At 71.8% G+C, this 25,964-nt stretch carries 26 protein-coding genes; 22 read left to right on the top strand and 4 right to left on the bottom strand.

The features are described from left to right. Nucleotides 1–158: 158 nt before the first annotated feature. Genes HQN59_RS14580 through HQN59_RS14545 form a run of 8 tightly spaced genes read left to right on the top strand, consistent with a single transcriptional unit; the run spans nt 159 to nt 8,920 of the window. A complete protein-coding gene (locus tag HQN59_RS14580; RefSeq protein ID WP_176069830.1) occupies nt 159–1,430 on the top strand; it encodes an oligosaccharide flippase family protein in 1,272 nt (423 codons plus the stop codon). After that, nucleotides 1,430–2,353 (top strand): class I SAM-dependent methyltransferase, encoded by a 924-nt coding sequence (locus HQN59_RS14575; RefSeq protein ID WP_176069829.1) that lies wholly within the window; start codon nt 1,430–1,432, stop codon nt 2,351–2,353. The genes HQN59_RS14580 and HQN59_RS14575 overlap by 1 nt, the downstream gene beginning before the upstream one ends. Beyond that, nucleotides 2,350–3,498, top strand: coding sequence for a glycosyltransferase (locus HQN59_RS14570; protein ID WP_176069828.1), 1,149 nt, complete (start codon nt 2,350–2,352; stop codon nt 3,496–3,498). Before HQN59_RS14575 ends, HQN59_RS14570 begins: the two co-directional genes overlap by 4 nt. Next, on the top strand, nt 3,488–4,546 hold the full coding sequence (locus tag HQN59_RS14565; protein WP_176069827.1) for a glycosyltransferase family 2 protein: 1,059 nt from the start codon (nt 3,488–3,490) through the stop codon (nt 4,544–4,546). The genes HQN59_RS14570 and HQN59_RS14565 overlap by 11 nt, the downstream gene beginning before the upstream one ends. Further along, nucleotides 4,543–5,256 (top strand): class I SAM-dependent methyltransferase, encoded by a 714-nt coding sequence (locus HQN59_RS14560; RefSeq protein ID WP_176069826.1) that lies wholly within the window; start codon nt 4,543–4,545, stop codon nt 5,254–5,256. Before HQN59_RS14565 ends, HQN59_RS14560 begins: the two co-directional genes overlap by 4 nt. After that, on the top strand, nt 5,253–6,419 hold the full coding sequence (locus HQN59_RS14555; RefSeq protein ID WP_176069825.1) for a DegT/DnrJ/EryC1/StrS family aminotransferase: 1,167 nt from the start codon (nt 5,253–5,255) through the stop codon (nt 6,417–6,419). Before HQN59_RS14560 ends, HQN59_RS14555 begins: the two co-directional genes overlap by 4 nt. Then, nucleotides 6,416–7,039 carry a sugar transferase gene (locus HQN59_RS14550; protein ID WP_176069824.1) on the top strand — a complete coding sequence of 208 codons (624 nt, stop codon included), beginning with the start codon at nt 6,416–6,418 and terminating at the stop codon, nt 7,037–7,039. Before HQN59_RS14555 ends, HQN59_RS14550 begins: the two co-directional genes overlap by 4 nt. A gap of 6 nt (nt 7,040–7,045) precedes the next feature. Further along, entirely contained in the window at nt 7,046–8,920 is a 1,875-nt protein-coding gene (locus HQN59_RS14545; RefSeq protein WP_176069823.1) for a polysaccharide biosynthesis protein, read from the top strand. Nucleotides 8,921–8,959: 39 nt separating this feature from the next. On the opposite strand, the gene HQN59_RS14540 is transcribed toward HQN59_RS14545, so the two are convergent. Together HQN59_RS14540 and HQN59_RS14535 are read right to left on the bottom strand one after the other, a co-directional pair. Then, nucleotides 8,960–10,051: an MraY family glycosyltransferase gene (locus HQN59_RS14540; protein WP_176069822.1), complete on the bottom strand. Its 1,092-nt coding sequence runs from the start codon at nt 10,049–10,051 to the stop codon at nt 8,960–8,962. 276 nt (nt 10,052–10,327) lie between these two features. Beyond that, nucleotides 10,328–11,758, bottom strand: a complete 1,431-nt coding sequence (locus HQN59_RS14535) for a mannose-1-phosphate guanylyltransferase/mannose-6-phosphate isomerase (protein WP_176069924.1) — start codon at nt 11,756–11,758, stop codon at nt 10,328–10,330. Between the two features lie 190 nt (nt 11,759–11,948). On the opposite strand from HQN59_RS14535, the gene HQN59_RS14530 reads away from it, so the two are divergent. Then, a complete protein-coding gene (locus HQN59_RS14530; RefSeq protein ID WP_176069923.1) occupies nt 11,949–13,451 on the top strand; it encodes a DEAD/DEAH box helicase in 1,503 nt (500 codons plus the stop codon). Between the two features lie 21 nt (nt 13,452–13,472). On the opposite strand, the gene HQN59_RS14525 is transcribed toward HQN59_RS14530, so the two are convergent. Further along, the gene (locus tag HQN59_RS14525) at nt 13,473–14,237 is read right to left on the bottom strand and encodes an SAM-dependent methyltransferase (RefSeq protein WP_176069821.1); all 765 of its coding nucleotides are present in this window, start codon (nt 14,235–14,237) and stop codon (nt 13,473–13,475) included. Beyond that, complete coding sequence (locus tag HQN59_RS14520; RefSeq protein ID WP_176069820.1) at nt 14,234–14,839, bottom strand: Maf family nucleotide pyrophosphatase; 606 nt, start codon at nt 14,837–14,839, stop codon at nt 14,234–14,236. Before HQN59_RS14520 ends, HQN59_RS14525 begins: the two co-directional genes overlap by 4 nt. 176 nt (nt 14,840–15,015) lie before the next feature. On the opposite strand from HQN59_RS14520, the gene HQN59_RS14515 reads away from it, so the two are divergent. From HQN59_RS14515 to HQN59_RS14455, 13 genes are all read left to right on the top strand, one after another. After that, on the top strand, nt 15,016–15,564 hold the full coding sequence (locus HQN59_RS14515; protein ID WP_176069819.1) for a YceD family protein: 549 nt from the start codon (nt 15,016–15,018) through the stop codon (nt 15,562–15,564). A 183-nt stretch (nt 15,565–15,747) separates the two neighbouring features. Beyond that, nucleotides 15,748–15,930, top strand: coding sequence for a 50S ribosomal protein L32 (gene rpmF, locus HQN59_RS14510; RefSeq protein ID WP_176069818.1), 183 nt, complete (start codon nt 15,748–15,750; stop codon nt 15,928–15,930). 40 nt (nt 15,931–15,970) lie between these two features. Further along, nucleotides 15,971–17,044 carry a phosphate acyltransferase PlsX gene (gene plsX, locus HQN59_RS14505; protein WP_176069922.1) on the top strand — a complete coding sequence of 358 codons (1,074 nt, stop codon included), beginning with the start codon at nt 15,971–15,973 and terminating at the stop codon, nt 17,042–17,044. Further along, nucleotides 17,045–18,034: a beta-ketoacyl-ACP synthase III gene (locus HQN59_RS14500; protein ID WP_176069817.1), complete on the top strand. Its 990-nt coding sequence runs from the start codon at nt 17,045–17,047 to the stop codon at nt 18,032–18,034. 83 nt (nt 18,035–18,117) lie between these two features. Continuing rightward, nucleotides 18,118–19,056, top strand: coding sequence for an ACP S-malonyltransferase (gene fabD, locus HQN59_RS14495; RefSeq protein ID WP_176069816.1), 939 nt, complete (start codon nt 18,118–18,120; stop codon nt 19,054–19,056). 58 nt (nt 19,057–19,114) lie between these two features. Beyond that, nucleotides 19,115–19,864: a 3-oxoacyl-ACP reductase FabG gene (gene fabG / locus HQN59_RS14490; RefSeq protein ID WP_176069815.1), complete on the top strand. Its 750-nt coding sequence runs from the start codon at nt 19,115–19,117 to the stop codon at nt 19,862–19,864. 105 nt (nt 19,865–19,969) lie between these two features. After that, entirely contained in the window at nt 19,970–20,212 is a 243-nt protein-coding gene (acpP, locus tag HQN59_RS14485; RefSeq protein WP_176069814.1) for an acyl carrier protein, read from the top strand. Nucleotides 20,213–20,247: 35 nt separating this feature from the next. Next, the gene (fabF, locus tag HQN59_RS14480; RefSeq protein ID WP_176069813.1) at nt 20,248–21,489 is read left to right on the top strand and encodes a beta-ketoacyl-ACP synthase II; all 1,242 of its coding nucleotides are present in this window, start codon (nt 20,248–20,250) and stop codon (nt 21,487–21,489) included. A 22-nt stretch (nt 21,490–21,511) separates the two neighbouring features. After that, nucleotides 21,512–21,997 carry a hypothetical protein gene (locus HQN59_RS14475; RefSeq protein WP_176069812.1) on the top strand — a complete coding sequence of 162 codons (486 nt, stop codon included), beginning with the start codon at nt 21,512–21,514 and terminating at the stop codon, nt 21,995–21,997. Further along, nucleotides 21,994–22,602, top strand: a complete 609-nt coding sequence (gene rpoE / locus HQN59_RS14470) for an RNA polymerase sigma factor RpoE (RefSeq protein WP_176069811.1) — start codon at nt 21,994–21,996, stop codon at nt 22,600–22,602. Before HQN59_RS14475 ends, rpoE begins: the two co-directional genes overlap by 4 nt. Nucleotides 22,603–22,649: 47 nt before the next feature. Continuing rightward, nucleotides 22,650–23,249, top strand: coding sequence for a sigma-E factor negative regulatory protein (locus tag HQN59_RS14465; RefSeq protein WP_176069810.1), 600 nt, complete (start codon nt 22,650–22,652; stop codon nt 23,247–23,249). Between the two features lie 6 nt (nt 23,250–23,255). Next, complete coding sequence (locus HQN59_RS14460) at nt 23,256–24,272, top strand: MucB/RseB C-terminal domain-containing protein (RefSeq protein ID WP_342451209.1); 1,017 nt, start codon at nt 23,256–23,258, stop codon at nt 24,270–24,272. Nucleotides 24,273–24,386: 114 nt separating this feature from the next. Then, the gene (locus HQN59_RS14455) at nt 24,387–25,847 is read left to right on the top strand and encodes a DegQ family serine endoprotease (protein WP_176069808.1); all 1,461 of its coding nucleotides are present in this window, start codon (nt 24,387–24,389) and stop codon (nt 25,845–25,847) included. The last annotated feature ends 117 nt before the right edge of the window (nt 25,848–25,964 follow it).

The raw sequence follows: 25,964 nt of genomic DNA, 5'->3' as shown, positions 1-25,964 counted from the left end.
GCGCGCCGTCGCACCGGCGCGCGCTGCGACAATCGCGCCGCCCCTGCAGGGAGCCCGGTCCGGGCGCTCGCGGGCAGCGCAGCCTTCGCCCCGTCGCCCCGCTGCGCACCACTTCGGCGCTGCGCTCCGCGGCGTCGCCCGAGCCCCTCGAGCCGCGCATGACCTCGCACCCACCGTCGCGTCTGAGCCGCACCCTGCCGCCGATGTACGCGGCGGCGGCCACTCGCGCCGCGCTGCCGCTCCTGGTGCTGCCGTTGCTCGCGTCGCGTATCGGCGCCGAGGCGTTCGGGCGGCTCGGCTTCATCCTGGTCTGGTCAGGGCTGCTGTCGACGCTCGTCGAAGGCGGCTTCCTGGCCGCGGCGACGCGCGTCGCGGTGCACGCCGACGCCGCCGAGCGCTGGCGCCTCGCGCGCCAGGTGTTCAGCGCACGCTGCGTTCTGGCGCTGCCGGCGACGCTGCTCGCGTTCGCCGCGGTGCACTGGATCGCCCCGCAGGCGACGCACCCGTGGGCCGACGGTGCGGCGATCGCCGGGCTCGCCTGCGCCCTCGGCGCGCCGGCGACCTGGTACCTGCAGGCGACGCAGCAGCTCGGCCGCTGGGCGCGCGTCGAGCTCGTCGTCTACGGCCTGCTGCTCGGCGCGTGCTGGGCATTCGCGACCAGCGTGGCGGCGTTCGTGCTGCTGCAGCTCGCCGCCTCGGCATGCCTGGCGTGGGCCGGCTGGCGCTGGCTGCGCCGCGACCTCGCCGGCGCCGCCGAGGCGCACCGCCTGTGGTCCGCGCCGGCGGTGCTGCCGGGCCTGCGCCTCGGCGCGCGCATGCTGCCGGTGGCGATCGCCGGTGCCGCGTACTCGTTCGCGCTGCCTGCAGCCGCGTCGGCGCAGCTCGCGCGCGCCGAGCTCGGCGTCTACGTGATGGTCGACCGCATCGTGCGCGTCTTCCTCGCGGCCGCCGAGCCGATCTTCGGCGTCGTCTACCCGCACATCGTGGTGCTGTTCCAGACCGGCGCGCGCGCGGCGCTCCGCCTCGCGCTGCGCTGGGCCGTGCTCGGCGCCGCGACCGGGGTGGTGTTGATGCTGCTCGCGCACGCGCTCTGGCCGTGGCTCGAGCCGATCGCGTCGCGGCGCCTCGCGGGGTTCGACCCGGCGCTGCTCGCCGCGACCTTCACGGTCCTCGCGTGGCTCTGGCCGCTGCTGCTCGGCTGGAAGTTCATCGGCTACTGGATGCTGGGCAGCGGCCGCTTCGACGCCGCCTATCGCGTCGCGATGGTCGCCGGCGCGGTGGTCGGCGTCCTCGCCGCCGCGCGCTGGTCGGGCGCATCGCGCGCGCCCGGGCTGGCGAGCGTCGCGCTGGGCGCCGAGGTCCTGGTCGCGCTGCTCTCGGTCGCCGGCATCGCCGTCACGCTGCGCGTGCGCGGCGGCGATCCTCGCTGATGGGCGTCGACGTCCATTCGCTGGCCCTGCTCGCGCATGCGCGCGACCTCGGCGCGCGCTTCGACCGCACGCTCGGCATCGGCCGCCAGGCGGTGTTCGTCGATCCGCACGACGCGGCGCGGATCCGGGGCGCCGCCGGCCTGCCGACCCTCGGCGCGCCCGCCGGCGCCTTGCCTGCGTATTTCGAGCCGCTGCTGGCGGCGGCATTCGGTGCCTCGCAGGTCGACTCGATCGACGCCTCGCCGTACGAGAACGCGACCTTCGTGCACGACATGAACCGGCCGCTCGCGGCGGGCTCGGCGCCGCTCGGCGCGTACGACGCCGTGCTCGACTTCGGCTGCCTCGAGCACGTGTTCGACTTCCCGACCGCGTGGCGCAACTGCGTCGCGGCGTGCAAGGTCGGCGGTCACCTGCTGCACGCCTTGCCGGCGAACAACCTGCTCGGGCACGGCTTCTACCAGTTCTCGCCCGAGCTGTTCTTCAGCCTCTACCGGCCCGAGCGCGGCTTCGAACTCCGTGCGATGTTCGTCGCGACCAAGGCCGAGCCGCGGCACTGGTGGCGCGTCGCCGACCCGCGCGTGCTGAAGCGCCGCGTCACCCTGCGCAACGGCCACGAGCTCTATCTCCTGGTGGTCGCGCGCAAGCTCGCCGACGTCGCCGACCTTCCAGCCCCGCAGCAGTCCGACTACGCCGAGCAGGTGTGGACCGCTCCGGCGTCCGTCGATCCCGCAGAGGCTGCGGCAATCCGACCGTCGCTGCGTCGCCGCGTCGTCGCCGGCCTGGCCGCCGCCGGCCTGCTCGACCCGCTGCGCGCGGGGCGCGAGCACCTGCGTGCGCTGCGCTCGGCCGGCTTCGACCTGCCGGCGCCGGACTTCGAGCGGGTCGACGTGCTGGCGCTGCTGCGGGAGGGGCGCCGCGCATGAGTCGGGCGGCCGGCGCGGCGCCGCGCGTGCTGCTGATCGCCGATCGGCTGGACGTCGCCGGCGGCGTCGAGCGCTTCGTGTCGCGCCTGGCGGACGCGCTCCACGGCGAAGGCCTGGCGGTCGCGCTCGGCAGCGTCGACACGACGCGCGAGCGGCTCGCGTTCCCGGTGGGCGCCGGCGTGCCGGTGGTCGTGGCGCGCCGCCTGCCGCGCCTGCCCGCCGGCGTCGCCGAGCCGGCGCTCGGTGCCTGGGGCATCCTGCGCCGGCAATGGCGGATCGGCCGGGCGCTTGGCCGCCTGATCCGCCGCGAGCGGCCGGACGTGGTCGTCCTGAACGGCCTCGTGACCGCGCTGTCGGTGCTCGCGCTCAGCCCGCGCGTTGCGCCGCGCGCGATCTGCTGCGACCACAACCATTTCGACGCCCGCTCGCGGCCGTGGCGCGCGTTGCGGCGCCGGCTCTACCCGCGCGTCGGCGCGGTCGTGAGCCTGACCGAGGCCGATGCCGCGCGCTTTCGCACGCTCAACCGCCACGTGCGCGTGATCCCCAACGTGTCGACGCTGCGCGCCGACGCGCCGGCGCTGCCGACGGCGCCGCTCGTGCTGGCGATCGGACGTCACGTCGCGCAGAAGGGGCTCGACCTGCTGCTGCACGCGTGGGTCGACGTCGCTGCGGCTATCCAGGATGCGACGCTGCGCATCGTCGGTAGCGGCCCGCTCGAACGCGAGCTGCACGCGCTCGCCGATCGGCTCGGCATCGGCGCGAGCGTCGAGTGGGTCGCGCACAGCGACGACGTCGCTGCCGAGCTGCGTGCCGCCGCCGTGTTCGTGCTGCCCTCGCGCTACGAGGGGATGCCGCTCGCGCTGCTCGAGGCACAGGCGCTCGGCGTACCGGCGGTCGCGTTCGACTGCCCGACCGGCCCCCGTGAGATCGTCGCGCCGGAAACCGGGATCGTGGTCGCACCCGGCGACACGCGCGCGCTCGGCGCCGCGGTGATCCGGCTGCTGCGCGACCCGGCGCTGCGCGCCTCGATGGCGCACGCGGCCATCGCGCGCAGCCATGCGCATTTCGACGAGGCGGCGCAGGGGCGCCGCTGGGCCGAGCTGGTGCGCGAGGTGGCGGCCCGGGGAGCACGCGATGGCGGCTGAGGGCATCGATGCCGCGAGCGGACTCCGCACGGTGTCGGTGATCGCGCCGTGCCGCAACGAGCGCCGCCACATCGGCGCGTTCGTCGCGAGCGCGCTCGCCCAGCAGGTGCCGCCGGGCTGGCGTCTCGAACTCGTGGTCGCCGACGGGCAGAGCGACGACGGCACGCGCGACGAGCTCGCGCGGCTCGCCGCCGCCGACGCGCGCCTGCGCTGGATCGACAACCCGGGCCGCATCGTCTCGGCCGGGCTCAACCGCATGCTCGCCGCGGCGAGCGGCGACGTGATCGTGCGGATGGACATCCACAGCGAATACGCGCCCGACTACGTCGCGCAGTGCATCGCCGCGCTCGAGCGCAGCCGGGCCGACAACGTCGGCGGACCCTGGCGCGCCGAGCCCGACGCCGGCGCGGGGCCGTTGCAGCACGCGGTCGCGGCGGCGTTCCAATCGCCGGCAGTCGCGGGTGGCGCGCGTTCGCGCCGGCTCGACTACGAGGGGCCGGTCGACACGGTCTACCTCGGCGCGTGGCCGCGCAAGACGTTCGAGCGCTTCGGCGGCTTCGACGAGCAGCTGGTGCGCAACCAGGACGACGAGCACAACCTGCGAGTCGTCAAGGGCGGCGGCCGCGTCTGGCAGTCGAGAGCGATCCGCAGCGTGTACCGGCCGCGGGCGCGGCTCGGCCAGGTCGCGCGCCAGTACCTGCAGTACGGCTACTGGAAGCCGTTCGTGATGCGAAAGCACGGCCAGCCGGCGGCGCTGCGCCACCTGGTGCCGGCCCTGTTCGTCGCGGCACTCGGCGCCGGCGTGCTCGCGCTGCTGCTGGGGGCCGCGTGGCCGCTGCTGGCGCTGCTGCTCGCCTACGCCGCCGCGGTGCTCGCGATGACCGCCGGTGTCGCGCGCAGCCAGCGCGTCCATGCGCCCGTGCTGCTGCGGGTGCCGGCCGTGATCGTCGTCTATCACCTCGCCTACGGCGCCGGCTCGCTGGTCGGGTGGTGGGACGTGACGCGGCGCCGATCGCCGCGAGCGGGCTTCGGCAGCCTGACCCGATGAGCACGGCGCCCGAACCCGACGAGGCCGCCGAGGTCCGCGCGCGCTACGCGCGTCGTCATGCCGCCGACCGCCGCTACAGCCTGCTCGAGCCGGCCGCGCTGCTCGCCTCGCAGGAGCGCCAGCGCGCGCTGCAGCGCGCGTTCCGCACGGCCGGCATCGACGACGTCGCGCGGGTCACGCTGCTCGAGGTCGGCAGCGGCGGTGGTGGCAACCTGCTCGAGATGCTGTGGCTCGGCTTCGCGGCCGAGAACCTCGCCGGCGTCGAACTGCTTGCCGAGCGCCACGCGACGGCGCGCGCCCGCCTGCCCGAAGCGGTGCGGCTCACGCTCGGCGACGCCACGACCGCACCGCTCGGCGCGTCCGACGTCGTCTACGTCAGCACGGTGTTCTCGTCACTGCTCGACGACGCGTTCCAGCAGCGCCTCGCCGCCGCGATCTGGGCGGCGGTGAAGCCGGGCGGGGCGGTCCTCTGGTACGACTTCACCGTCGACAACCCGCGCAACCCTGACGTGCGTGGTGTTCCGCTCACGCGCGTGCGCGCGCTTTTTCCGCACGGCCGCGTCGGCGCGCGGCGGACGACCCTCGCGCCGCCGATCGCGCGCCGCGTCTGTCGCCTGCATCCGGCCCTCTACACTTGGCTGAACGCGCTGCCGTTCCTGCGCACCCACGTCGTCGCGTGGATTGCCAAGCCGCCGCTTCCCTCGCCATGAGCGCTGCCCGCCCCGACTTCCTGCCGTTTGCCCGCCCCGAGATCGGCGAGGACGAGATCGTCGAAGTGGTCGACACGCTGCGCTCGGGCTGGATCACCACCGGCGCCAAGGCGCAGCGCTTCGAAGCCGATTTCGCCGCATTCCTGGGTGACAAAGCGCTGCACGCGATCGCGGTCAATTCGGCGACCGCCGGCCTGCACCTCGCGCTCGAGGCGCTCGGCATCGGCCCGGGTGACGACGTGATCACGACGACGCACACCTTCACCGCGACCGCCGAGGTGGTGCGCTACCTCGGCGCCGACGTGAAGCTGGTCGACATCGATCCGGCGACGCTCTGCATCGACCCGGCGGCGGTCGAGCGTGCCGTCGGCCCCGCGACGCGCGCGATCCTGCCGGTGCACTACGGCGGGCGCGCCGCCGACATGGCGCCGCTGCAGGCGATCGCCGGGCGCCACGGCCTCGCGATCGTAGAGGACGCCGCCCACGCGCTGCCGACGACGTGCGGCGGGCGCCTCGTCGGCACGCTCGACAGCGCGGCGACGGTGTTCAGCTTCTACGCCAACAAGACCATCACCACCGGCGAGGGCGGCATGGTCGTGACGCGCGATGCCGCGCTCGCCAGGCGGATGAAGACGATGCGCCTGCACGGCATGAGCCGCGACGCGTTCGATCGCTTCACGGCGACGCGGCCGAGCTGGTACTACGAGATCGTCGCGCCGGGCTTCAAGTACAACCTCACCGACATCGCGGCGGCGCTCGGCATCCATCAGCTCAGGCGCGCGCACGCGTTCCAGCAGCGGCGCGCCGCGATCGCCGCTCGCTACACGGCGGCGCTCGCCGACCTGCCGCTCGTGGTGCCGCCAGGCCCGGCCGATGGCGACACCCATGCCTGGCACCTCTACCCGGTGCGGCTGACGGACGAGGCGCCGCTCGACCGCGATGGGCTCGTCGAACGCCTCTACGCCGCCGGCATCGGCTGCAGCGTGCACTACATCCCGCTGCACCAGCAGCCGTACTGGCGCGATCGCTACGGCCTCGACGCGCGCGACTTCCCGCATTCGCAGCACGCCTACGAGCGGATGCTGAGCCTGCCGATCTACACGGCGATGCGGGATGCCGACGTCGAGCGTGTGGTCGCGGCGCTGCGCGCCGCTCTCGCGTGACGCAGCCGCTCGGCGCGCGCGCCGCCAAGCGGGCGCTCGACGTCGTCGCGGCGGCCGTCGGCCTGCTGCTGCTGGCGCCGCTGCTCGTCGGCATCGCCCTGTGGGTGCGGCTCGATTCGCCCGGGCCGGCGCTGTTCCGGCAGGCGCGCGTCGGGCGCCACGGCCGCGTGTTCCGCATCCACAAGTTCCGCACCATGCGCGAGGCACCGCCGCCGCGGGGTGCGCCGGCCGGCATCACGGTGGGCGCCGACCCGCGCATCACGCGCGCCGGCGCGTTCCTGCGCCGCAGCAAGCTCGACGAGCTGCCGCAGCTGATCGACGTGCTGCTCGGTGACATGAGCCTCGTCGGCCCGCGCCCGGAGCTGCCGCGCTGGGTCGCGACCTACCCCGACGCCCTGCGCGCCAAGGTGCTGAGCGTGCGCCCCGGCATCACCGACCCGGCGTCGCTGCAGTTCAGCGACGAGAGCGAGCAGCTCGCGCGCGCGGCCGATCCCGAGCGCGAGTACGCCGACGTCGTGCTGCCGGCGAAGCTGCGCCTCGCGGTCGACTACGTCGACCATGCGACGCTGGTCACCGACCTGCACGTGCTCGGTCGCACGCTGCGTCTGCTGTTCCGCTGACCGACGATGAGCAGCACCGGGTTCTGGAGCCGCGTCGACGCCGGGCTGGCGCGCCTGCGCGTGCACCGCGTGCCGCTGATCGTCGCGGTCGACGCGCTCGTGGTCTGCTTCGCCTGGAATTTCACGTACCTGTTCCGGCTCGGCTTCGAGCGCTGGTGGTCGGCGCGGCCCGGCTACGACGCCTGGGTGATGCTCGGCGTCGCGCTCGTCTATTCGATCGCCTTCGTGGCGTCGCGCATCCCGCTCGGCATGTGGCGCTTCTCTGGCTTCGCCGAGGTCAAGCGGCTCAGCCTCGCGTGCCTGGTGGCGGGCGCACTGAGCGCGGCGGTGGTGATGGGGCTCGAGCTGCGCGCGGTGCCGCGCGCGGTGCTCGCGCTGCACCCCGTCGTCACGCTGATGAGCCTGTGCATCGTGCGCCTGGTCTATCGCGCGCTCTACGAGCACGCGCGCGCGCAGAGCCGCGGCAAGGCCGGCGATGCGAAGCGGGCGGTCGTGATGGGTGCCGGCGCGGCGGCGCGCCTGCTGCTCGCGGGCCTGCACGACGAGGGCTGGGACGTGCTCGCGCTGCTCGACGACGACCCGGCCAAGCGCGGCGCGCGCGTCGCCGGCGTGTCGGTGCGGGGCACGCTCGCCGACGTGGCCTCGGAGGCGATCCGCGGCCATGCCACGCACGTGATCGTCGCGATGCCGGGCGTCGCGCTGACCGCCCGCCGGCGCGCCATCGAGCTCGCGTCGGCGACCGGCCTCGCGGTGCTGACGGTGCCTTCCATGAGCGAGCTGCACGACGAGCGCGCGCCGATCGAGCGGGTGCGCCGCATCGAGCCCGAGGACGTGCTCGGCCGCGAGCCGGTCGAGCTCGACGAGCCGGGGATCGCCGGCATCATCGCCGGCAAGACGGTGCTGGTGACCGGCGCCGGCGGCTCGATCGGATCCGAGCTGTGCCGCCAGGTCGCGCGCTACGGCCCCGCGCAGCTGGTGCTCTTCGAGGCCAGCGAGTTCGCGCTCTACCAGATCGAGCAGTCGCTCGGCGCGCGTCACCCCGAGCTGCCGCTGGTGCGCCTGATCGGCGACGTGCGCAGCGGTGAGCAGCTGCGCAGCACCTTTCAGCGCCATCGACCCCAGCTGGTGCTGCACGCGGCGGCCTACAAGCACGTCCCGCTGATGGAGGACGACAACGCCTGGGCCGCGCTCACCAACAACACGCTGGGCACCGTGCGCGCGGCGCGCGCCGCCGCCGAGGCAGGCGTCGAGCGCTTCGTGCTGATCTCGACCGACAAGGCGGTCAATCCGACCAGCGTGATGGGCGCCAGCAAGCGGGCCGCCGAGATGGCGCTCTCGTACCTGGCGACGGAGGGCCACGCCACGCGCTTCTCGGCGGTGCGCTTCGGCAACGTGCTCGGATCGAGCGGCAGCGTGATCCCGAAGTTCAAGGAGCAGATCGCCGCCGGCGGCCCGGTCACGGTGACGCACCCGGCGATGACGCGCTACTTCATGACCATTCCCGAGGCCGCGCGGCTCGTCCTGCAGGCGGCGGCGCTCGCCGAGAGCGGACAGGTCTACGTGCTCGACATGGGCGAGCCGATCCGCATCGTCGACCTCGCGCGCCAGCTGATCCGCCTCGCGGGCTACGGCGAGCGCGAGATCGAGATCGTGTTCAGCGGCCCGCGGCCGGGCGAGAAGCTGTACGAGGAACTGCTCGGCGCGGCCGATCGCACCCTGCCGGCGGCGCATCCGAGCCTGCGCATCGCGCGCCTGCGCGACCATGCCGACGACCGCTGGATGAATGCGCTGCTGGACTGGCTGGAGGGCCTCGACGCGAGCGCGTCGCCCGAGTCGGTGCGCGCGAGGCTGCGCGAGCTGGTGCCGGAATACCAGGGTTGAGGCGCGGGCCGCGGCGTAGCGGGAAGCTTCGGCGCGACGCTAGCGCCGGATGACCAGCCACCTCGGCACCCGGAACCGCACGATGCTCCAGTACATCAGCAGGTAGCTGACGATGAACAGGGCGAGAAAGCAGGTCAGCACCGCCGTGTCGTTCCACCACAGGAGCGCCGGGATCACCGACGCCAGGCAGAGCAGCCACAGGTAGGGCGACGTCATCGAGTTGCGCGCCGTCTGGCGCTTTTCCTCGGTGCGGCCGAAGGCGGCGCGCACCACGCGACGGTGGATCAGCGTGTGCAGGTGGATGCCGTCGGGCAGCCCGGTCGGGACGCCTTTCAGCACGCGGCGCCGGTACATGGTGAACAGCGTCTCGAAGATCGGATAGGCGCACAGCAACAGCGCGAAGAGCGGGGAGACCGCCGGGTTGCGTGCGAGCAGCAGCACCACCAGCTCCGACACCATGAAGCCCAGCAGGTAGGCGCCGCCGTCACCGAGGAAGATCAGCCCGGCGGGGTAGTTCCAGATGAAGAAGCCCAGCACCGCGCCGGCCGCGAGCAGCGCCGCGCTGAACACGAAGCGGTCGTGCACCTGGAACGCCACGTAGGCGATGCCGAGCACCATCATCAGCACGCACATCGACGCGAGGCCGTTGAAGCCGTCGATGATGTTGATCGAGTTGGCGACGCCGGTGACGCACAGCATCGTGAGCGCGATCGCGAACGGCGTGTAGACCATCAGCGCGTCGACGCCGGGGATGGCGGTGCGGCGCAGCACGCCGTCGAGCAGCCAGACACCCAGCCCGGCGGACATCGCCGTGAAGAAGAGACGCCGGCGCGCCGACACGTTCTTGGTCAGGTCTTCCGCGAGGCCCGACCCGAACGCCGGCAGCGACGCCGCGAGCAGCAGCCAGAGCTGGTCGCGCGCGACGTGGCCGCTGACGTGCGCCAGGACGGTGCCGGCAAGCAGCGCGAGGAAGACGCCGACCCCGCCGATCCGCGGCACCGGCCGGGTGTGGAATTTCTGCGGGCCGGTGAGATCGCTGTCGGCCGAGACGCGGCCGTGCTTGTCGGCCGAGAACACGACGAACAGGGTGACGCACAGCGACACCAGGAAGCTGACGACGAGCTGCGTCATGTGCGGGCAGCGGCGCCGCGCCGCGCCGCGGGCGCACGCGCGCGGAGGCGTGGAAGGATCGACGTGTGCATGCGACGGAAAGGCCGGCCCGCGCGACGCGCGCGTGGCGACCGTCAGCAATGTAACCGCCCGGCCGCCGCCGATGCACCGTGTCGGGTCGGCACGGCACCGTTTGGGAACGCCGCGCCGGGTGCCAGCACGCCGCCACGTACCCGCTCCCCGGGGCTGCACCGAGACTCGGCGCCGTCGCGGTCCCGCGCGCTGCCGGCGGGAAGATCAGCGCTCGACGCGCCCGTACACGTCCTCGAAGCGAACGATGTCGTCCTCGCCGAGGTAGGCGCCCGACTGCACCTCGATGATCTCGAGCGGCACGTCGCCGCGGTTGGCGAGCCGGTGCGTGCGGCCGATCGGGATGTAGGTGCTCTCGTTCTCGTGCAGCGTGATCACCTGGTCGCCGTTGGTGACCTCGGCGATGCCCGAGACCACGATCCAGTGTTCGGCACGGTGGTGGTGCATCTGCAGGCTGATCGCGGCACCCGGCTTGACCATGATGCGCTTGACCTGGAAGCGCGGGCCGTGATCGATGCTGTCGTACCAGCCCCAGGGGCGGTGCACGCGCCGGTGCAGGTTGGCCTCGCCGCGCTCGCGCTGGCCGAGCGTCGCGACGATCTTCTTGACCTGCTGGCTGCGCGCGAGGTCGGTGACCAGTACCGCGTCCGGCGTCTCGACGATCACCAGGTTCTCGAGCCCGACCGCGCTGACGAGGCGGCTGCTGGCGTGCACGTAGACGTTGCGCGAATCCTCGATCAGCGCGTCGCCGTGCAGTGCGTTGCCGTCCGCGTCGCGCGGCGCGAGCGCCCACACGGCGTCCCACGACCCGAGGTCGCTCCAGGCGGCATCGAGCTCGACCATCTTCAGCGTGCGGTGCGACGCCGGCGCGGCGGCCGGCTCCATCACCGCGTAGTCGATGCTCTCGGACGGGATCGCCTCGAACATGGCGCGGTCGGGGCGGCAGAAGGGATGATCGCTCTTGCGTGCGGCCCAGGCGGCGCGCGTCGCCTGCTCGATGTCGGGGCGGAACTCGGCGAGCGCGGCGAGCCAGGTGCTCGCGCGCAGCACGAACATGCCGCTGTTCCAGAAGTAGTCGCCCTCGGCGACGTAGCGCTTCGCCGTCGCGAGGTCGGGCTTTTCGACGAACCCGGCGACATCGAGCGAGCCGTCTCTTGCGATCGCGCCGCCGGGCTGCGTGCGGATGTAGCCGTAGCCGATCTCCGGCCGCGTCGGGCGGATGCCCAGAACGACGATGCTGCCGTCGCTCGCGGCTGCGACGGCACGCTGCAGGGCGGCGTCGAATGCAGCCAGGTCGCCGACCGCGTGGTCGGCGGCGGCGACGACGAGGATCGGGTCTTCCTCGCCGGCGAACAGCGCGGCGAGTGTGAGCGCCGGCGCCGTGTTGCGACCGACCGGCTCGAGCAGCACGCCGCCCGGCTCGACGCCGATCTCGCGCAGCTGATCGAGCACCATGAAGCGGTGCTCCTCGTTGCCGATGATGCAGGGCGGCCGCAAGGCGACGCCGCTCGCGCCGAGCGCCTCGAGGCGCAGCACCGCCTGCTGGAACAGCGTTCGGTCGGAGCCGAACGCGAGAAATTGCTTGGGGTACAGCGCCCGGCTCAGCGGCCACAGGCGCGTGCCGCTGCCGCCGGCCATGATGACCGGCAGGACCTCGGACGTGCCGTGGGAAGGGTCGGGGGAACGGGTCAAGGTCGGCCTCTGTGCAACCGCAGCGGGCTGCGCGGCGGCGCGAGTCTAGCCGCCCCGACGTGCGCCGAGGGCCTCGTCCGCGCCCTCCCATATATCACGGGCTTTGCCCAGCGGCGATAATCCGCAGATGACAGACATGTTGAAGACCGAGGACGCCGAGCGTTCGGCGCCGCACGCCACCGAAACTCCCACCGATCCCACTCCCGCGTCGCTCGAGTTCTCGAGCGTCGGCCTCGACCCGGTCCTGCAGCGCGCCGTCGCGGACCAGGGTTACACGACGATGACGCCCATCCAGGCGAAGGCGATTCCGCACGTCCTGGCCGGCCGCGACATCATGGGCGCCGCGCAGACCGGCACCGGCAAGACCGCCGCGTTCTCGCTGCCGCTGCTGCACAAGATGCTGCGGCACGAGAACGCCAGCATGTCGCCGGCGCGCCATCCGGTGCGCGCGCTCGTCATCGCACCGACGCGCGAACTCGCCGACCAGGTCGCCGCCAACATCAAGGGCTACGCCGCCCATTCGAAGCTGCGCGTGGCGGTGGTCTACGGCGGCATCGACATGAAGCCGCAGACGCTCGAGCTGAAGCAGGGCGTCGAGGTGCTGGTCGCGACGCCGGGGCGCCTGCTCGATCACATCGAGGCGAAGAACTGCGTGCTGAATCAGGTCGAGTACGTGGTGCTCGACGAGGCGGACCGCATGCTCGACATCGGCTTCCTGCCCGACCTGCAGCGCATTCTTTCGTACCTGCCGAAGCAGCGGCAGACGCTGCTGTTCTCGGCGACGTTCTCGCCCGAGATCAAGCGTCTGGCCGAGAGTTACCTGCAGAACCCGCTGCTGGTCGAGGTGGCGCGGCCCAATGCCACTGCGACCAACGTCGAGCAGCGCTTCTACAGCGTCGCGACCGACGACAAGCGGCACGCGGTGCTCAAGCTCCTCAAGGACCGCGAGCTCTCGCAGGCGATCGTTTTCGTGAACTCGAAACTCGGCTGCGCGCGTCTCGCGCGCTCGTTCGAGCGCGACGGCCTCAGGACCAACGCGCTGCACGGCGACAAGTCGCAGGACGAGCGGCTGAAGGCCCTCGACGCGTTCAAGGCCGGCAGCGTCGACGTGCTGGTGGCGACCGACGTCGCCGCGCGCGGCCTCGACATCGCCGACCTGCCGGCGGTCTTCAACTTCGACGTGCCGTTCAATGCCGAGGACTACGTGCACCGCATCGGCCGCACCGGTCGTGCCGGCGCGTCGGGCCTGGCGGTGACGCTGGTCACGCGCGAGGATGCGCGCCTGATCGGCGACATCGAAAAGCTGATCAAGAAGAAGATCGAGCTCGAGCCGCTCGAACTCGACGACGCGCCGCCCCCGCGCGCCTATCGCGAACGCTCGCGCAGCGAGGCGCCGCGCAGCGAGGCTCCGGCCGCCCCGCGTGCGGCCGAGCGCAGCGCGCCGCGCCGGCCGCCGGGCGATCCGTTCTTCGACCGTCCGTACGAGCCCAACCCGAGCGCCGGCGAGCCGTCGTGGGAAAAGGCAGCGCCTCCGGTGCCGGTGCGCGGTCTCTCGCCGAACATCAAGCCCAAGAAGCGCGTCGCCGCGCTGTTCGGCGCCAAGCTGCCCGAGCCGCAGCAGGAAACCGAGACGAACTAGGGCCGCTGCCGGGGCGCCTGCTCAGGCTGCGAACGCAAACACCGCCGGCACATCAGCCGGCAGCGTCGTCGGCGAGCGGCGCCAGTCCGCAACGCGATCGCTGCGCGTGAACGCGCCGGGCAGCGTCAGGCCGCAGCTCACCGACAGGCGCGTCGCCGGCGCGAGGCGCTCGACCAGGGCGGCGAGCAGCGCCGGGTTGCGGTAAGGCGTCTCGATCATCAGCTGGGTCTGACCGAGGCGCCGCGACAGGTCCTCGAGCTCGCGGATGCGCGCGGCACGTTCCGGCGCGCCGACCGGCAGGTAGCCGACGAACGCGAAGCTCTGGCCATCGAGACCGCTCGCCGCCAGGGCGAGCAGCAGCGAACTCGGGCCGGCCAGCGGAACCACGGCGACGCCGAGGCGATGGGCGGCGTCGACCAGCAGCGCGCCGGGGTCGGCGACCGCCGGCAGGCCTGCTTCGGAGATCAGGCCGACGTCGTGCCCGGCGAGCGCCGGCGCCAGCAAGGCTCCGAGATCCACGGGTGCCGCCGTCGGCCGCCCCTTTGGCGGGCGCGGCAATTCCAACAGCGACAGGGACTGCAACGGTGCGGCAAGCGGCACCACCGCGTCGACGCGCTTGAGGAACGCCCGCGTCGTCTTGGCGTTCTCGCAGACCCAATGCGTGAGCGCGGCGGCGCGGCGCAGCGCGCCGAGCGGCAGCACGTCGTCGAGCGCCGATCCGGCGCCGGCGACGCCGAAGTCGAGCGTGTTCGGCACCAGGTAGAGCGTGCCCTTCGGAGCGCTCATGCGTCGCGGTCGACGCCGAGCGGGTCGATGCCGGCAGCGCGCAGCAAGGCGGTGGTTCGGATCAGCGGCAGCCCGACGAGTGCGCTCGGATCATCGGACTCGACCGCGTCGAGCAGCGCGATGCCGAGCGCCTCCGACTTCGCACTGCCGGCGCAGTCGTAGGGCTGCTCGAGGCGCAGGTAGCGCTCGATCTCCGCGTCGACCAGCTGCCGGAAGCGCACGCGCACCGGAACCACCGCGACGTCGCGAAAGCCAGTTTCGCGGCAGACCACCGCCACCGCCGTGTGGAACACGACCGTTTGCCCGCGCATCGTTCGCAGCTGCTCGACTGCGCGCGCGTGGTCGCCCGGCTTGCCGATCGCGACACCGTTCAGGTCGGCAACCTGGTCCGAGCCGATCACCACCGCCGCCGCGTGCCGGGCGGCGACTGCGTCGGCCTTGGCGAGCGCAAGCCGCGGCGCGAGCTCGGCCGGCTGCTCGCCGAAACGGGGCGCCTCGTCGACGTCCGGCGACTCGACGTCGAACGGCAGCCGCAGGCGCTCGAGCAGCTCGCGCCGGTAGCGCGAGGTGGAACCGAGTACGAGGCGACGCGGTGCGGGCATGCGGCGATTGTCCCATCGGGCGCGCGGGCGCCGATCGGGTGCCCGCCGGGTCAGACGCAGGCAATGACGGTCGATCGTCGTGGACGCCTCGAACGGAAGCCGGGCCGCTGCCAGCACCAGGGAGGGCGGCAACCCGCTGGCGATCGCGCCGCGGGCGCGCTCGTACACTCGCCCGGATGACGCGTGAATTCGATCCCCGCCGCCTCGATGTCGAGGCTTTCGCCGGCGAAGGCGCCACGCTCGGTGGCGACTGGCCGCTGCACGAGTTCGAGCGACTCGCCGAATCGACGCTGCCCGAGCCGGAGTCCGACCCGGGCGTCGCCTGGCGGGCCGTCGGCGAGCAGCGCGACACGCGCGGCAAGGATGCCGAGACGTGGCTGCGCCTCTACGCGCACACGCGTGTGCACCTGCAGTGCCAGCGCTGTCTCGAACCCATGGAGCTGCCGCTCGACGTCGAGCGCGAGTTCCGCTTCGTGCACGGCGAGGACAACGCCGCCGCGCTCGATGCCGAGGACGACGATCACGACGTGCTCGCGATGACGCGCACCCTCGACCTGCACGAGCTGGTCGAGGACGAGCTCATCCTGATGCTGCCGATCGTGCCGCGCCACGACGTCTGCCCGGCGCCGCTTTCGCTTCCGGACGACACCGCTGCCGATGCGCCCGAGGCGCCGAATCCGTTCGCCGCGCTCGCCGCGCTCAAGCGCGACCGCACCGACGATTGAGGCTTTCCGGCTCCCGGGCTGGCGGCCAGAGGGCGGCTCTTGCTATACTCTTGGGCTTTACGCAAATGCCCGGGTCTTGCCGCAAACCGCGCGTCGAGTCCGCGCCGCCGGCGCCGAGAACCGATCGGCTTGGCGTCAGCGACACCGCTCTCCGACCTTGGTGAGCCTCAGGAGTTAGCCCCCATGGCCGTCCAGCAGAACAAGAAATCGCCGTCCAAGCGCGGCATGCACCGTGCGCACTACGCGCTTGCCCAGCCGGGTACCGCGATCGAGCCGACCACCGGCGAGACGCACCTGCGCCACCACATCAGCCCGACCGGTTTCTACCGTGGGCGCAAGGTCCTGAAGACGAAGGCAGACGCCTGACGTCCGTTCCCCTTGCGGGGCGGGGCTCGACGTGTCCGACGTGATACGGCTGTCGGTCGACTGCATGGGCGGCGACCATGGCCCCTCGGTCACGCTTCCGGCGTGCCGGGCGTTCCTCGCCAGCCATCCTGAAGCCGAACTGATTCTGGTCGGCCGCTCCGACGCACTCGCGCCGGCTGCCGGCTGGCCGCGCACGACCCTGGTCGCCGCGAGCGAAGTCGTCGAGATGACCGACACGCTCGAGATCGCGCTGCGCCGCAAGAAGGATTCGTCGCTCCGCGTCGCGGTGAGCCAGGTCAAGAGCGACGGCGGCGAGCCCGCGGCCGCGCACGCCTGCGTCTCGGCCGGGAACACCGCCGCGCTGATGGCAGTGTCGCGCTACGTCCTCAAGACGCTCGACGGCATCGATCGCCCGGCGATCGCGACCGTCATCCCGAACGAACGCGACGCCTACACGACGGTGCTCGACCTCGGCGCGAACATCGACTGCTCGGCCGACCACCTGCTGCAATTCGCGGTGATGGGCAGCGCGCTCGTCGATGCCGTTGCCGGCAAGCGCGAGCCGACGGTCGGCCTGCTCAACATCGGCGAAGAGGCGATCAAGGGCGGCGAGACGATCAAGCGCGCCGGCGACCTGCTCCGCAAGGCCGCCGCGAGCGGCCTCATCAACTTCCACGGCAACGTCGAAGGCAACGACATCTTCAAGGGCACGACCGATATCGTCGTCTGCGACGGTTTCGTCGGCAACGTGCTGCTGAAGGCCTCGGAAGGCCTCGCGACCATGCTCGCCGGTTTCATCCGGCAGGAGTTCACGCGCAACCTCGGCACGCGCCTGGCAGCGCTCGTCGCGCTGCCGGTGCTCAACCACTTCAAGAAGCGGGTCGATCACCGGCGCTACAACGGCGCCGCGCTGCTCGGGCTGCGCGGCCTCGTCTTCAAGAGCCACGGTTCGGCCGATGCCTTCGCCTTCGAGCACGCGCTCAATCGGGCTTATGATGCCGCGCGAAACGGCCTGCTCGACCGTGTCCACGATCGGATTCTCGCCACGCTGGCTGCCATGCCGGCCGCTGCGGAGTTGGGTGACGCGCTGGCAGCCGACGACGCCCGCGTCTGAATGACACCCACTCCCCCCCGCTACTCGAGAATCGCCGGAACCGGCAGCTACCTGCCGCCGAACCGCGTGACCAACGCGGCGCTTGCCGAACGGCTCGCCGCCGACGGCATCGAGACCTCCAACGCCTGGATCGTCGAGCGCACCGGCATCGAGTCGCGCCACTTCGCCGAGCCGGACGTCGCCTGCAGCGACCTGGCGGTGCTCGCAGCGCAGCAGGCGCTCGCCGCCGCCGACTGCGACCCGGATTCGCTCGACCTGATCATCGTCGCGACCTCGACGCCCGACATGGTGTTCCCGTCGTCGGCGTGCATCGTGCAGCGCAAGCTGGGCATCCACGGCTGCGCGGCGTTCGACGTGCAGGCCGTGTGCGCCGGCTTCGTCTACGCGCTCTCGGTCGCCGACTCGATGATCAAGAGCGGTGTCGCCTCGAAGGCGCTGGTGATCGGCTCGGAGGTGTTCTCGCGCCTCTTGGACTTCTCGGACCGCACCACCTGCGTGCTGTTCGGCGACGGGGCCGGCGCGGTGGTGCTCGAGGCGAGCGACACGCCCGGCATCCTGGCGACCGAACTGCACGCCGATGGCCGCTACGTCGACATCCTCTGCGTACCGGGGCACGTGTCGGGCGGCAACGTGCTGGGCGATCCGCTCCTCAAGATGGACGGGCCGGCGGTGTTCAAGCTCGCGGTCGGCGTGCTCGAAGAGGTCGCGCGGGCGGTGCTCGAGAAGGCGGGGCGCGCTGCGAGCGATATCGACTGGCTGATCCCGCATCAGGCCAACATTCGCATCATGCAGAGCACGGCCAAGAAGCTGAAGCTCGCGCCCGAGCGCCTCGTCGTCACGGTCGACCACCACGGCAACACGTCGGCAGCGTCGATCCCGCTGGCGCTCGACGAGGCGGTGCGCGCTGGCAAGGTGCGGCGCGGCGACACCGTCATGCTCGAGGGCGTCGGCGGCGGCTTCACCTGGGGCGCCGCGCTGCTCGACTACTAGCGGGCGGCGCGGGCGCAGCGGCGCCGCGCGGAGCTCCTGCCGGTGCGCCGGCTCCCGTCATCCCGGACTCAACCGAATCTCCGATGCAGCCATTCGCGATCGTCTTTCCCGGCCAGGGCTCGCAAGCCGTCGGCATGCTCGACGCCTGGGCCGGGCATCCGGCCGTCACCGCCACGCTCGAGGAAGCCTCGGCGGCGCTGGACACCGACGTCGCGCGCCTCATCCGCGAGGGCCCGAAGGAGCAGCTCGACCTCACGACCAACACGCAGCCCTTGATGCTGACGGCGGGCGTCGCGTGCTACCGGGCCTGGCTTGCCGAGACCGGCGCGCGCCCGATGCTGCTCGCCGGTCACTCGCTCGGCGAGTACAGCGCGTGGGTGGCGGCGGGCTCGCTGACGCTGGGCGACGCGCTGCCGCTGGTGCGCTTTCGAGCGCAGGCGATGCAGGAGGCGGTGCCGGTCGGCGTCGGCGCGATGGCGGCCATTCTCGGCCTCGAGCCGCAGGTCGTTCGCGAGCGCTGCGTCGAGGTCGCCGGGCAGACCGGCGAAGTCGTCGAGGCGGTCAACTTCAACGACCGCAGCCAGACCGTGATCGCCGGCACCAAGTCCGGCGTCGAGCGCGCCTGCGAGGTGCTCAAGGCGGCAGGCGCCAAGCGCGCGATGCTGCTGCCGGTGTCGGCGCCGTTCCACTCGCAGCTGATGCGGCCGGCCGCCGAGCGACTGAAGGAGCGCCTGGCCGGCGTCGCGATCGCCGCACCGACGATCCCGGTCGTCAACAACGTCGACGTCGCGGTCGAGAGCGACCCCGCGACGATCCGCGACGCGCTCTACCGGCAGGCGTTCGCGCCGGTGCGCTGGGTCGAGACGATCGAGGCGATGCGCGACCGCGGTGCCCGTGCGATCGTCGAGTGCGGGCCGGGCCGCGTGCTCGCCGGGCTCGTCAAGCGCATCGATGCCGGCCTGGTCGCGGCGCCGGTGTTCGACCCGGCCTCGCTGGCCGCTGCGCGCGAGGTGCTGGCATGAGCGCGCCGGGCCGCTCCCGGGCGCTCATCCCGGAGCGCGCAGCGCGGAGGGTCGCCCCATGAGCATCGAAGCCCCCAAGGATCAGGTCGCGCTCGTCACCGGCGCGTCGCGCGGCATCGGCCGGGCGATCGCCCTCACGCTCGCGGAACGCGGCTTTCGCGTCGTCGGCACCGCCACCAGCGAAGCCGGCGCGGCGGGCATTTCGGCCGAGCTCGCGCGCTTCGAGCGCTGCAGCGGCGCCGTGCTCGACGTCAACGACGCCGCCGGCGTGCAGACCCTCGTCGACCGCGTGGTCGCCGAGCACGGGGGGCTGCACGTGCTCGTCAACAACGCCGGCATCACGCGCGACACGCTCGCCATGCGGATGAAGGACGACGACTGGGACGCCGTCGTGTCGACCAACCTCAGCGCCGTGTTCCGCGTCAGCCGGGCGGCGATCCGCCCGATGATGAAGCAGCGCTACGGCCGCATCGTGAACATCACGTCGGTGGTCGGCGCGAGCGGCAACGCCGGTCAGGCCAACTACGCCGCCGCCAAGGCGGGCGTCGCGGGCATGACGCGCGCGCTGGCGCGCGAGCTCGGCAGTCGCAACATCACCGTCAACTGCGTTGCGCCGGGCTTCATCGAGACCGACATGACCAAGGCGCTGTCGGAGGCGCAGACCGCCGGCCTGATGGCGCAGATCCCGCTCGGGCGGCTGGGTCAGCCCGGCGAAATCGCCGACGCCGTGGCGTTCCTCGCGTCGCCCCAGGCGTCGTATATCACGGGGTCGGAACTGCACGTCAACGGCGGCATGTTCATGTCCTGAACCGCCGGTCGAGGGGGCTTCCGGCACGCCGCGTGCTGGGGTTTGCCAGCAGTTTGCTGGCCGTAGAATGCGGCACAACTTTTTTCACCATTTCCCGGAGGAGTCATGAGCGACATCGAAGCCCGCGTCAAGAAGATCATCGCCGAGCAGCTCGGCGTTCCTGAGGCGGACGTCGCCAACGACAAGGCCTTCGTTGCCGACCTCGGCGCCGACTCGCTCGACACCGTCGAACTCGTGATGGCGCTCGAAGACGAGTTCGGCATCGAGATTCCCGACGAGGAAGCCGAGAAGATCACGACCGTGCAGCTCGCGATCGACTACGCGGTCAAGCATCAGAAGGCTGCCTGAGCGTTGGGCCTGGGCACGAACCGGTCATCGCGCGCATGAAGCGACGCGTCGTCGTCACCGGCCTGGGCATCATCAGCCCGGTCGGCAATTCGGTCGATGAGGCCTGGGGCAATCTGCTCGCGGGCCGCTCCGGCATTGCCGACATCACGAAGTTCGACGCCTCGGGCTTCGCCTGCAAGTTCGCCGGCGAGGTCAAAGGGTTCAAGGTCGAGGACTACTTCCCCGCGAAGGAAGCGCGTCACATGGACGCGTTCATCCATTACGGGCTCGCGGCCTCGATCCAGGCGGTGCGCGACGCCGGTCTGCCGACCGGCTCGGACCTCGGCGAGGAGGAGGCGCAGCGCATCGGCTGCCTCGTCGGCTCGGGCATCGGCGGCCTGCCGCTCATCGAGGAGACGCACGCCGAGCTCGCGTCGCGCGGGCCGCGCCGGATCACGCCGTTCTTTGTGCCGGCGTCGATCATCAACATGATCTCGGGCCACGTCTCGATTGCGTTCGGCTTCCAGGGCCCGAACCTCGCCATCGTCACGGCCTGCACCACCGGTCTGCACAGCATCGGCGCGGCAGCGCGCCTGATCGCGTGCGACGACGCCGACGTGATGATCGCCGGCGGCGCCGAGGCGACCGTGTCGCCGCTCGGCGTCGGCGGCTTCGCCGCCGCGCGTGCGCTCTCGACCCGCAACGACGACCCGCAGACGGCGTCGCGGCCGTGGGATCGCGATCGCGACGGCTTCGTGCTCGGCGAGGGTGCCGGCGTGCTGGTGCTCGAGGAGTACGAGCACGCCAGGCGACGCGGCGCGAAGATCTATGCCGAGCTCGTCGGCTTCGGCATGACCGCCGACGCGTTCCACATGACCGCTCCCAACGTCGATGGCCCGAAGCGCTCGATGCAGGCGGCGCTGCGGTCGGCCGGCGTCGGCGCCGACCAGATCCAGTACCTCAACGCGCACGGCACCTCGACCCCGCTCGGCGACATCAACGAGACCAACGCGATCAAGCTCGCGTTCGGCGACCATGCGAAGCAGCTGGTCGTCAACTCCACCAAGTCGATGACCGGCCACCTGCTCGGCGGCGCGGGCGGCATCGAGTCGGTGTTCACCGTGCTGGCGCTGCAGCGCCAGGTTTCGCCGCCGACCATCAACATCTTCAACCCCGATCCGGAGTGCGATCTCGACTACTGCGCGAACACCGCGCGTGACCTGAAGATCGACTTCGCGATGAAGAACAACTTCGGCTTCGGCGGCACCAACGGCACGCTGGTCTTCAAGCGCGTCTGACCCGCCCGCGCTCGCGGCGCCGATGCGCACCTCTTCGCCGCTCCAGGTCTCGATTCGCCGCTTCGCCGTCTGGCGCGGGCTGGTCGCGACCTTCGCGGGGCTCGCGAGCGTCAGCATCGCGGCCTGGGCGGTGCTCGGGCCCGAGCCGCTGGCGCTGCGCATCGCGCTCGGCGCGCTCTGCCTCGTCGCAACCGCGTATGCCGCGCGCTGGCTGCTGCTGATCCCCGCTCACCCGGTCGACCTGCGCTGGGACGGCGCGCGCTGGCTCGTCGCTGCAGCCGACGCGCCGGCGCGGGACGCCGTGCCGACCCGCCTCGAGGTGGCGATCGATGCCGGCGGCTGGATGCTGCTCCGGCTGCAGCCCGAGCAGCCGACCATGCGTGGCGACACCCGCTGGCTGCCCGTCGAGCGCGGCGCGCTCGGCGTCGACTGGCACCTGCTGCGGTCGACCATTTACACGGCGCGCCCGGCCGACGAGGGCGCCGACGCCGGCGTGCTCGCGCCATGAACGGTCCCGATGCCGACGCCCCGCTGATCGAGCGCGTCAAGCAGGGCGACGTCCGCGCGTTCGAGATGCTGGTGGTCAAGTACCAGCGCCGCATCGAGCGCCTGATCGGGCGCATGGTGCGCGACGTCGACCTGGTGCCCGATATCGCCCAGGAAACCTTCATCCGCGCCTACCGCGCGATTCCGCAGTTCCGCGGCGAGAGCGCGTTCTACACCTGGCTCTACCGCATCGCGGTCAACACGGCCAAGAAGGCGCTGCTCGAGCTCAAGCGCGATCCGCTCGTCACCGAGGCGCTGCGCACGCCGCGCGAGGAGGGCGATGAAACTTCCCGCACGGAAAACGAACTAACCACCGGCGAGACACCCGACGCGGTGCTCGCCAGCAAGCAGATCGCCGATGCGGTGAACTTTGCGATCGAAGCCTTGTCCGACGACTTGCGCCAGGCCATCACGTTGCGCGAGATCGAAGGCCTCAGCTATGAAGAGATCGCAGAATTGATGAATTGCCCGATCGGCACCGTGCGTTCGCGCATCTTCCGGGCGCGCGAAGCGATCGCGGCCCGTCTGCGTCCGCTGCTCGACACGCGCGAGGGCGACCGCTGGTGAGCACGGCCGGCACGCAGACACCCCAGACAGGATCGTTGGAGACAGACATGCAGACCCCCGCAGGGAGCGACGCCGCCATGGAGCGCCTTTCGGCGCTCGTCGACGGCGAGCTCGACCTCATCGGCGCCGACCAGGCGTGCAGCAGCTGGCGCGACGACGCGTCGGCACGCAGCACCTGGCACGCCTACCAGCTCATCGGCGACGTGCTGCGCTCCGACGACCTTGCGTCGGACGGCGACCACGACGCCTCGTTCCTCGCCGCATTCCGCGAGCGCCTCGCTGCGGAGCCGGTGGTGCTGGCACCGGCAGCCTTGCCGGACCGGGTGCAACATGCCGACGATGCCGAGCGGGTTGGTTCGCGCACGACGTGGAAGATGCCGGTCGCGCTCGCAGCCGGATTCGTGATGGTGATCGGGGTCACGGGGCTCGTGCGCACGAACGACGCTCCGTCGACGACCGCGGCGGGGCCGATGCCGGTGGTGGCGCCTTCGATGCCGGCTCCGGCCACCGTCGCCAGCAACGGCGTGATCCGCGACCCGACGCTCGACCGCTACCTCGCGGCGCACCGCCAATTCGGCGGCACCTCGATGCTGGGTGCGTCGTCGGTGTTCGTGCGCAGTGCTGCGGCCGACGGCCCGCGCCGCTGACCCGCGATGATGCGCCGAGCCTGCGCTGCCTCGGCGCTCGCACTTTCGCTGTTCGCGCCGGTCTGCGCGCAAGTCCCTGCCAGCCGGCCGGCGAGCGCCGTCCCGCCGCGCGAGGTGCGCGCGTGGCTCATGCGCATCCATGACGCCGCCAGCCACAACAACTATCACGGCACCTTCGTGGTGAGCGGCGGCGGCAACGTGGCCAGCGCGCGCATCGTCCATTACAGCGACCGTGCCAACCAGTTCGAGCGCATCGAACCGCTCGACGGCAAGGCGCGGCGCGTGTTTCGACACAACGACGTGGTGCAGACCGTGTGGCCCGGCAGCGGTGTCGCGATGATCGAGCAGCGCGGGCTCCTCAACTCGTTTCCGGCGCTGCTGCAGGGCGGCAACGACGCCATCACCGACCACTACGACGTGGGCGTGGTCGATGAAGACCGTGTCGCGGGCCACGTGGCCAAGGTGCTCGCGGTGCGCCCGCGTGATGACCTGCGTTACGGCTACCGACTGTGGGCCGAGAAGCAGACCGGGCTCCTGCTGCGCGTCGACGTGCTCGGTGAACGGGGCGATGTGCTCGAGACGTCGGCGTTCTCGGACGTCACGATCAACGTCAAGCCGCAGCCTGCCGCGATCGTGCAGGCGATGAAGCAGCTCGACGGCTACCGGATCACCAAGCCGGTGCTCACGCGCACCGCGCTCGAGGACGAGGGCTGGAGCCTGCGGCAGGTCGCGCCCGGCTTTCGCCGCGTCAGCTGCGTGATCCGCCAGATCGGCAGCCCGCCCGACGGTCTCGAGTCAGGTGCCGAGCCGGTGCTGCAGGCGATCTATTCGGATGGTCTGACCTACGTGTCGCTTTTCATCGAGCGCTTTCGTCCCCATCTGCACGTACGGCCGACGGTCACGTCGGTCGGTGCGACGCAGACCCTCACGAAGCGGCAGGGCGACTGGTGGCTGACGGTCGTCGGCGACACCCCGGTAGCCACGCTGCGGCTTTTCGCCGATGCCCTGGAGCGCCGCAAGTGACGTGGCGATGACGCGGCTTGGCACTGCCGGTCATCGCTGCCGGCGCGCTCGCCGTTCGATCGATACGACTCCAATGCATCAACCGTGGCTTTCATGAACCTCATCAGGAACGACATGCAACGTCTTCGCTCTTTCCGCCCCTGGAGCGCCGGCCTCGGCGCGCTGCTGCTCGCCTTCGGCCTGGCGACGGGCGTCGCGCCCGCGCCGGCACACGCCCAGGGTCTGCCCGACTTCACCGAGCTCGTCGAAAAGGTCGGGCCGGCGGTCGTCAACATCCGCACCACCGAACGCGCGCGACAGATGGCGCGGCCCGGTCAGAACCCGGAGATCGACGAGGACATGCTCGAGTTCTTCCGGCGTTTCGGCATTCCGATCCCGAATCGGCCCGGGCCGCGTGGCCAGCAGCCGGCGCCGGGTGGCGGCGAGGCCCAGCCGCGCGGCGTGGGCTCGGGCTTCATCCTCACCGCCGACGGCTTCGTGATGACCAACGCCCACGTCGTCGAGGGTGCCGAGGACGTGATCGTCACGCTTGCCGACAAGCGTGAGTTCAAGGCCAAGATCGTCGGCGCCGACAAGCGCTCGGACGTCGCGCTGGTGAAGATCGACGCCAGCGGTCTGCCGTTCGTGCGCACCGGCGACGTGTCGCGCCTCAAGGCGGGCGAGTGGGTCATCGCGATCGGCTCGCCGTTCGGCCTCGAGAGCACGGTCACCGCCGGCATCGTGAGCGCCAAGTCGCGCGACACCGGCGACCTGCTGCCGCTGATCCAGACCGACGTCGCGATCAACCCCGGCAACTCGGGCGGTCCGCTGATCAACATGCGCGGCGAAGTGGTCGGCATCAACTCGCAGATCTACAGCCGCTCGGGCGGCTACATGGGCATTTCGTTCGCCATCCCGATCGACGAGGCGATTCGCGTCTCCGAGCAGCTGCGGGTCGGCGGACGCGTCATCCGCGGCCGCATCGGCGTCGTCATCGACCAGGTCACGCGCGAGGTCGCCGAGGCGATCGGCCTCGGCAAGCCCACCGGTGCGCTGGTGCGCAGCGTCGAGGCGGGCGGCCCGGCCGACAAGGCCGGCGTGGAGGCCGGCGACATCATCACCCGGGTCGACGGCCGCACCGTCGAGAGCTCGCGCGATCTGCCGCGCGTGATCGGCGCGATCAAGCCGGGGACGCGTGCCACGCTGCAGGTGTTCCGCCGCGGAGCCACGCGTGATCTGGCGGTGACGGTGGCCGAGTTCGAAGCCGAGCAGAGCGCGCGGGCGACCCCGGATAAAGGCGAGGGTGCCAAGCCGGCGCCGGTCGGTGCGCTCGGCCTTGCAGTCGCCGATCTCACCGATGCGCAAAAGCGCGAGCTGAAGGTGAAGAACGGCGTGCGCGTCGAGAGCGCCGAGGGCGTCGCGGCGCGCGCGGGTCTGCGCGAGGGCGACGTGATCATGACGATCGACAACGTCGAGATCACGAGCGCCCGCCAGTTCGCGGCAGTCACGGCCAAGCTCGACAAGAGCAAGCCGGTGACGCTGCTGGTCAAGCGCGGCGACGCCGCGACCTTCCTGATCCTGCGGCCGGCGCGCTGAACGGCGCCGTGCGGTACGTGAGCAGATGCTTACGTACTGCGATGGCGTTCGAGCCTCGCGTAGCGGGAATCAGGAGGTTCCCGCCGCCGATTCCTGCGCATGGGTCAAGAGCAGGGC

It is taken from the genome of Rhizobacter koreensis (genome assembly GCF_013366375.1).
In the GTDB taxonomy this organism is placed as follows: Bacteria; Pseudomonadota; Gammaproteobacteria; order Burkholderiales; family Burkholderiaceae_C; genus Schlegelella_A; species Schlegelella_A koreensis.
The sequence above is the reverse complement of the archived record's forward strand: the minus strand, read 5'-3'. Positions and strand labels throughout refer to the sequence as shown.

Coding starts and splice junctions, on each gene's coding strand:
- rpmF (WP_176069818.1), top strand. CDS start 15,748: ATGGCCGTCCAGCAGAACAAGAAATCGCCGTCCAAGCGCGGCATGCAC.
- fabD (WP_176069816.1), top strand. CDS start 18,118: ATGCAGCCATTCGCGATCGTCTTTCCCGGCCAGGGCTCGCAAGCCGTC.
- HQN59_RS14575 (WP_176069829.1), top strand. CDS start 1,430: ATGGGCGTCGACGTCCATTCGCTGGCCCTGCTCGCGCATGCGCGCGAC.
- rpoE (WP_176069811.1), top strand. CDS start 21,994: ATGAACGGTCCCGATGCCGACGCCCCGCTGATCGAGCGCGTCAAGCAG.
- HQN59_RS14530 (WP_176069923.1), top strand. CDS start 11,949: ATGTTGAAGACCGAGGACGCCGAGCGTTCGGCGCCGCACGCCACCGAA.
- HQN59_RS14545 (WP_176069823.1), top strand. CDS start 7,046: ATGAGCAGCACCGGGTTCTGGAGCCGCGTCGACGCCGGGCTGGCGCGC.
- HQN59_RS14520 (WP_176069820.1), bottom strand. CDS start 14,839: ATGCCCGCACCGCGTCGCCTCGTACTCGGTTCCACCTCGCGCTACCGG.
- HQN59_RS14525 (WP_176069821.1), bottom strand. CDS start 14,237: ATGAGCGCTCCGAAGGGCACGCTCTACCTGGTGCCGAACACGCTCGAC.
- HQN59_RS14465 (WP_176069810.1), top strand. CDS start 22,650: ATGCAGACCCCCGCAGGGAGCGACGCCGCCATGGAGCGCCTTTCGGCG.
- HQN59_RS14535 (WP_176069924.1), bottom strand. CDS start 11,758: ATGGCCGGCGGCAGCGGCACGCGCCTGTGGCCGCTGAGCCGGGCGCTG.
- HQN59_RS14570 (WP_176069828.1), top strand. CDS start 2,350: ATGAGTCGGGCGGCCGGCGCGGCGCCGCGCGTGCTGCTGATCGCCGAT.
- acpP (WP_176069814.1), top strand. CDS start 19,970: ATGAGCGACATCGAAGCCCGCGTCAAGAAGATCATCGCCGAGCAGCTC.
- HQN59_RS14455 (WP_176069808.1), top strand. CDS start 24,387: ATGCAACGTCTTCGCTCTTTCCGCCCCTGGAGCGCCGGCCTCGGCGCG.
- HQN59_RS14565 (WP_176069827.1), top strand. CDS start 3,488: ATGGCGGCTGAGGGCATCGATGCCGCGAGCGGACTCCGCACGGTGTCG.
- HQN59_RS14475 (WP_176069812.1), top strand. CDS start 21,512: ATGCGCACCTCTTCGCCGCTCCAGGTCTCGATTCGCCGCTTCGCCGTC.
- HQN59_RS14580 (WP_176069830.1), top strand. CDS start 159: ATGACCTCGCACCCACCGTCGCGTCTGAGCCGCACCCTGCCGCCGATG.
- HQN59_RS14540 (WP_176069822.1), bottom strand. CDS start 10,051: ATGACGCAGCTCGTCGTCAGCTTCCTGGTGTCGCTGTGCGTCACCCTG.
- HQN59_RS14560 (WP_176069826.1), top strand. CDS start 4,543: ATGAGCACGGCGCCCGAACCCGACGAGGCCGCCGAGGTCCGCGCGCGC.
- HQN59_RS14515 (WP_176069819.1), top strand. CDS start 15,016: ATGACGCGTGAATTCGATCCCCGCCGCCTCGATGTCGAGGCTTTCGCC.
- fabF (WP_176069813.1), top strand. CDS start 20,248: ATGAAGCGACGCGTCGTCGTCACCGGCCTGGGCATCATCAGCCCGGTC.
- HQN59_RS14460 (WP_342451209.1), top strand. CDS start 23,256: ATGATGCGCCGAGCCTGCGCTGCCTCGGCGCTCGCACTTTCGCTGTTC.
- HQN59_RS14555 (WP_176069825.1), top strand. CDS start 5,253: ATGAGCGCTGCCCGCCCCGACTTCCTGCCGTTTGCCCGCCCCGAGATC.
- fabG (WP_176069815.1), top strand. CDS start 19,115: ATGAGCATCGAAGCCCCCAAGGATCAGGTCGCGCTCGTCACCGGCGCG.
- HQN59_RS14500 (WP_176069817.1), top strand. CDS start 17,045: ATGACACCCACTCCCCCCCGCTACTCGAGAATCGCCGGAACCGGCAGC.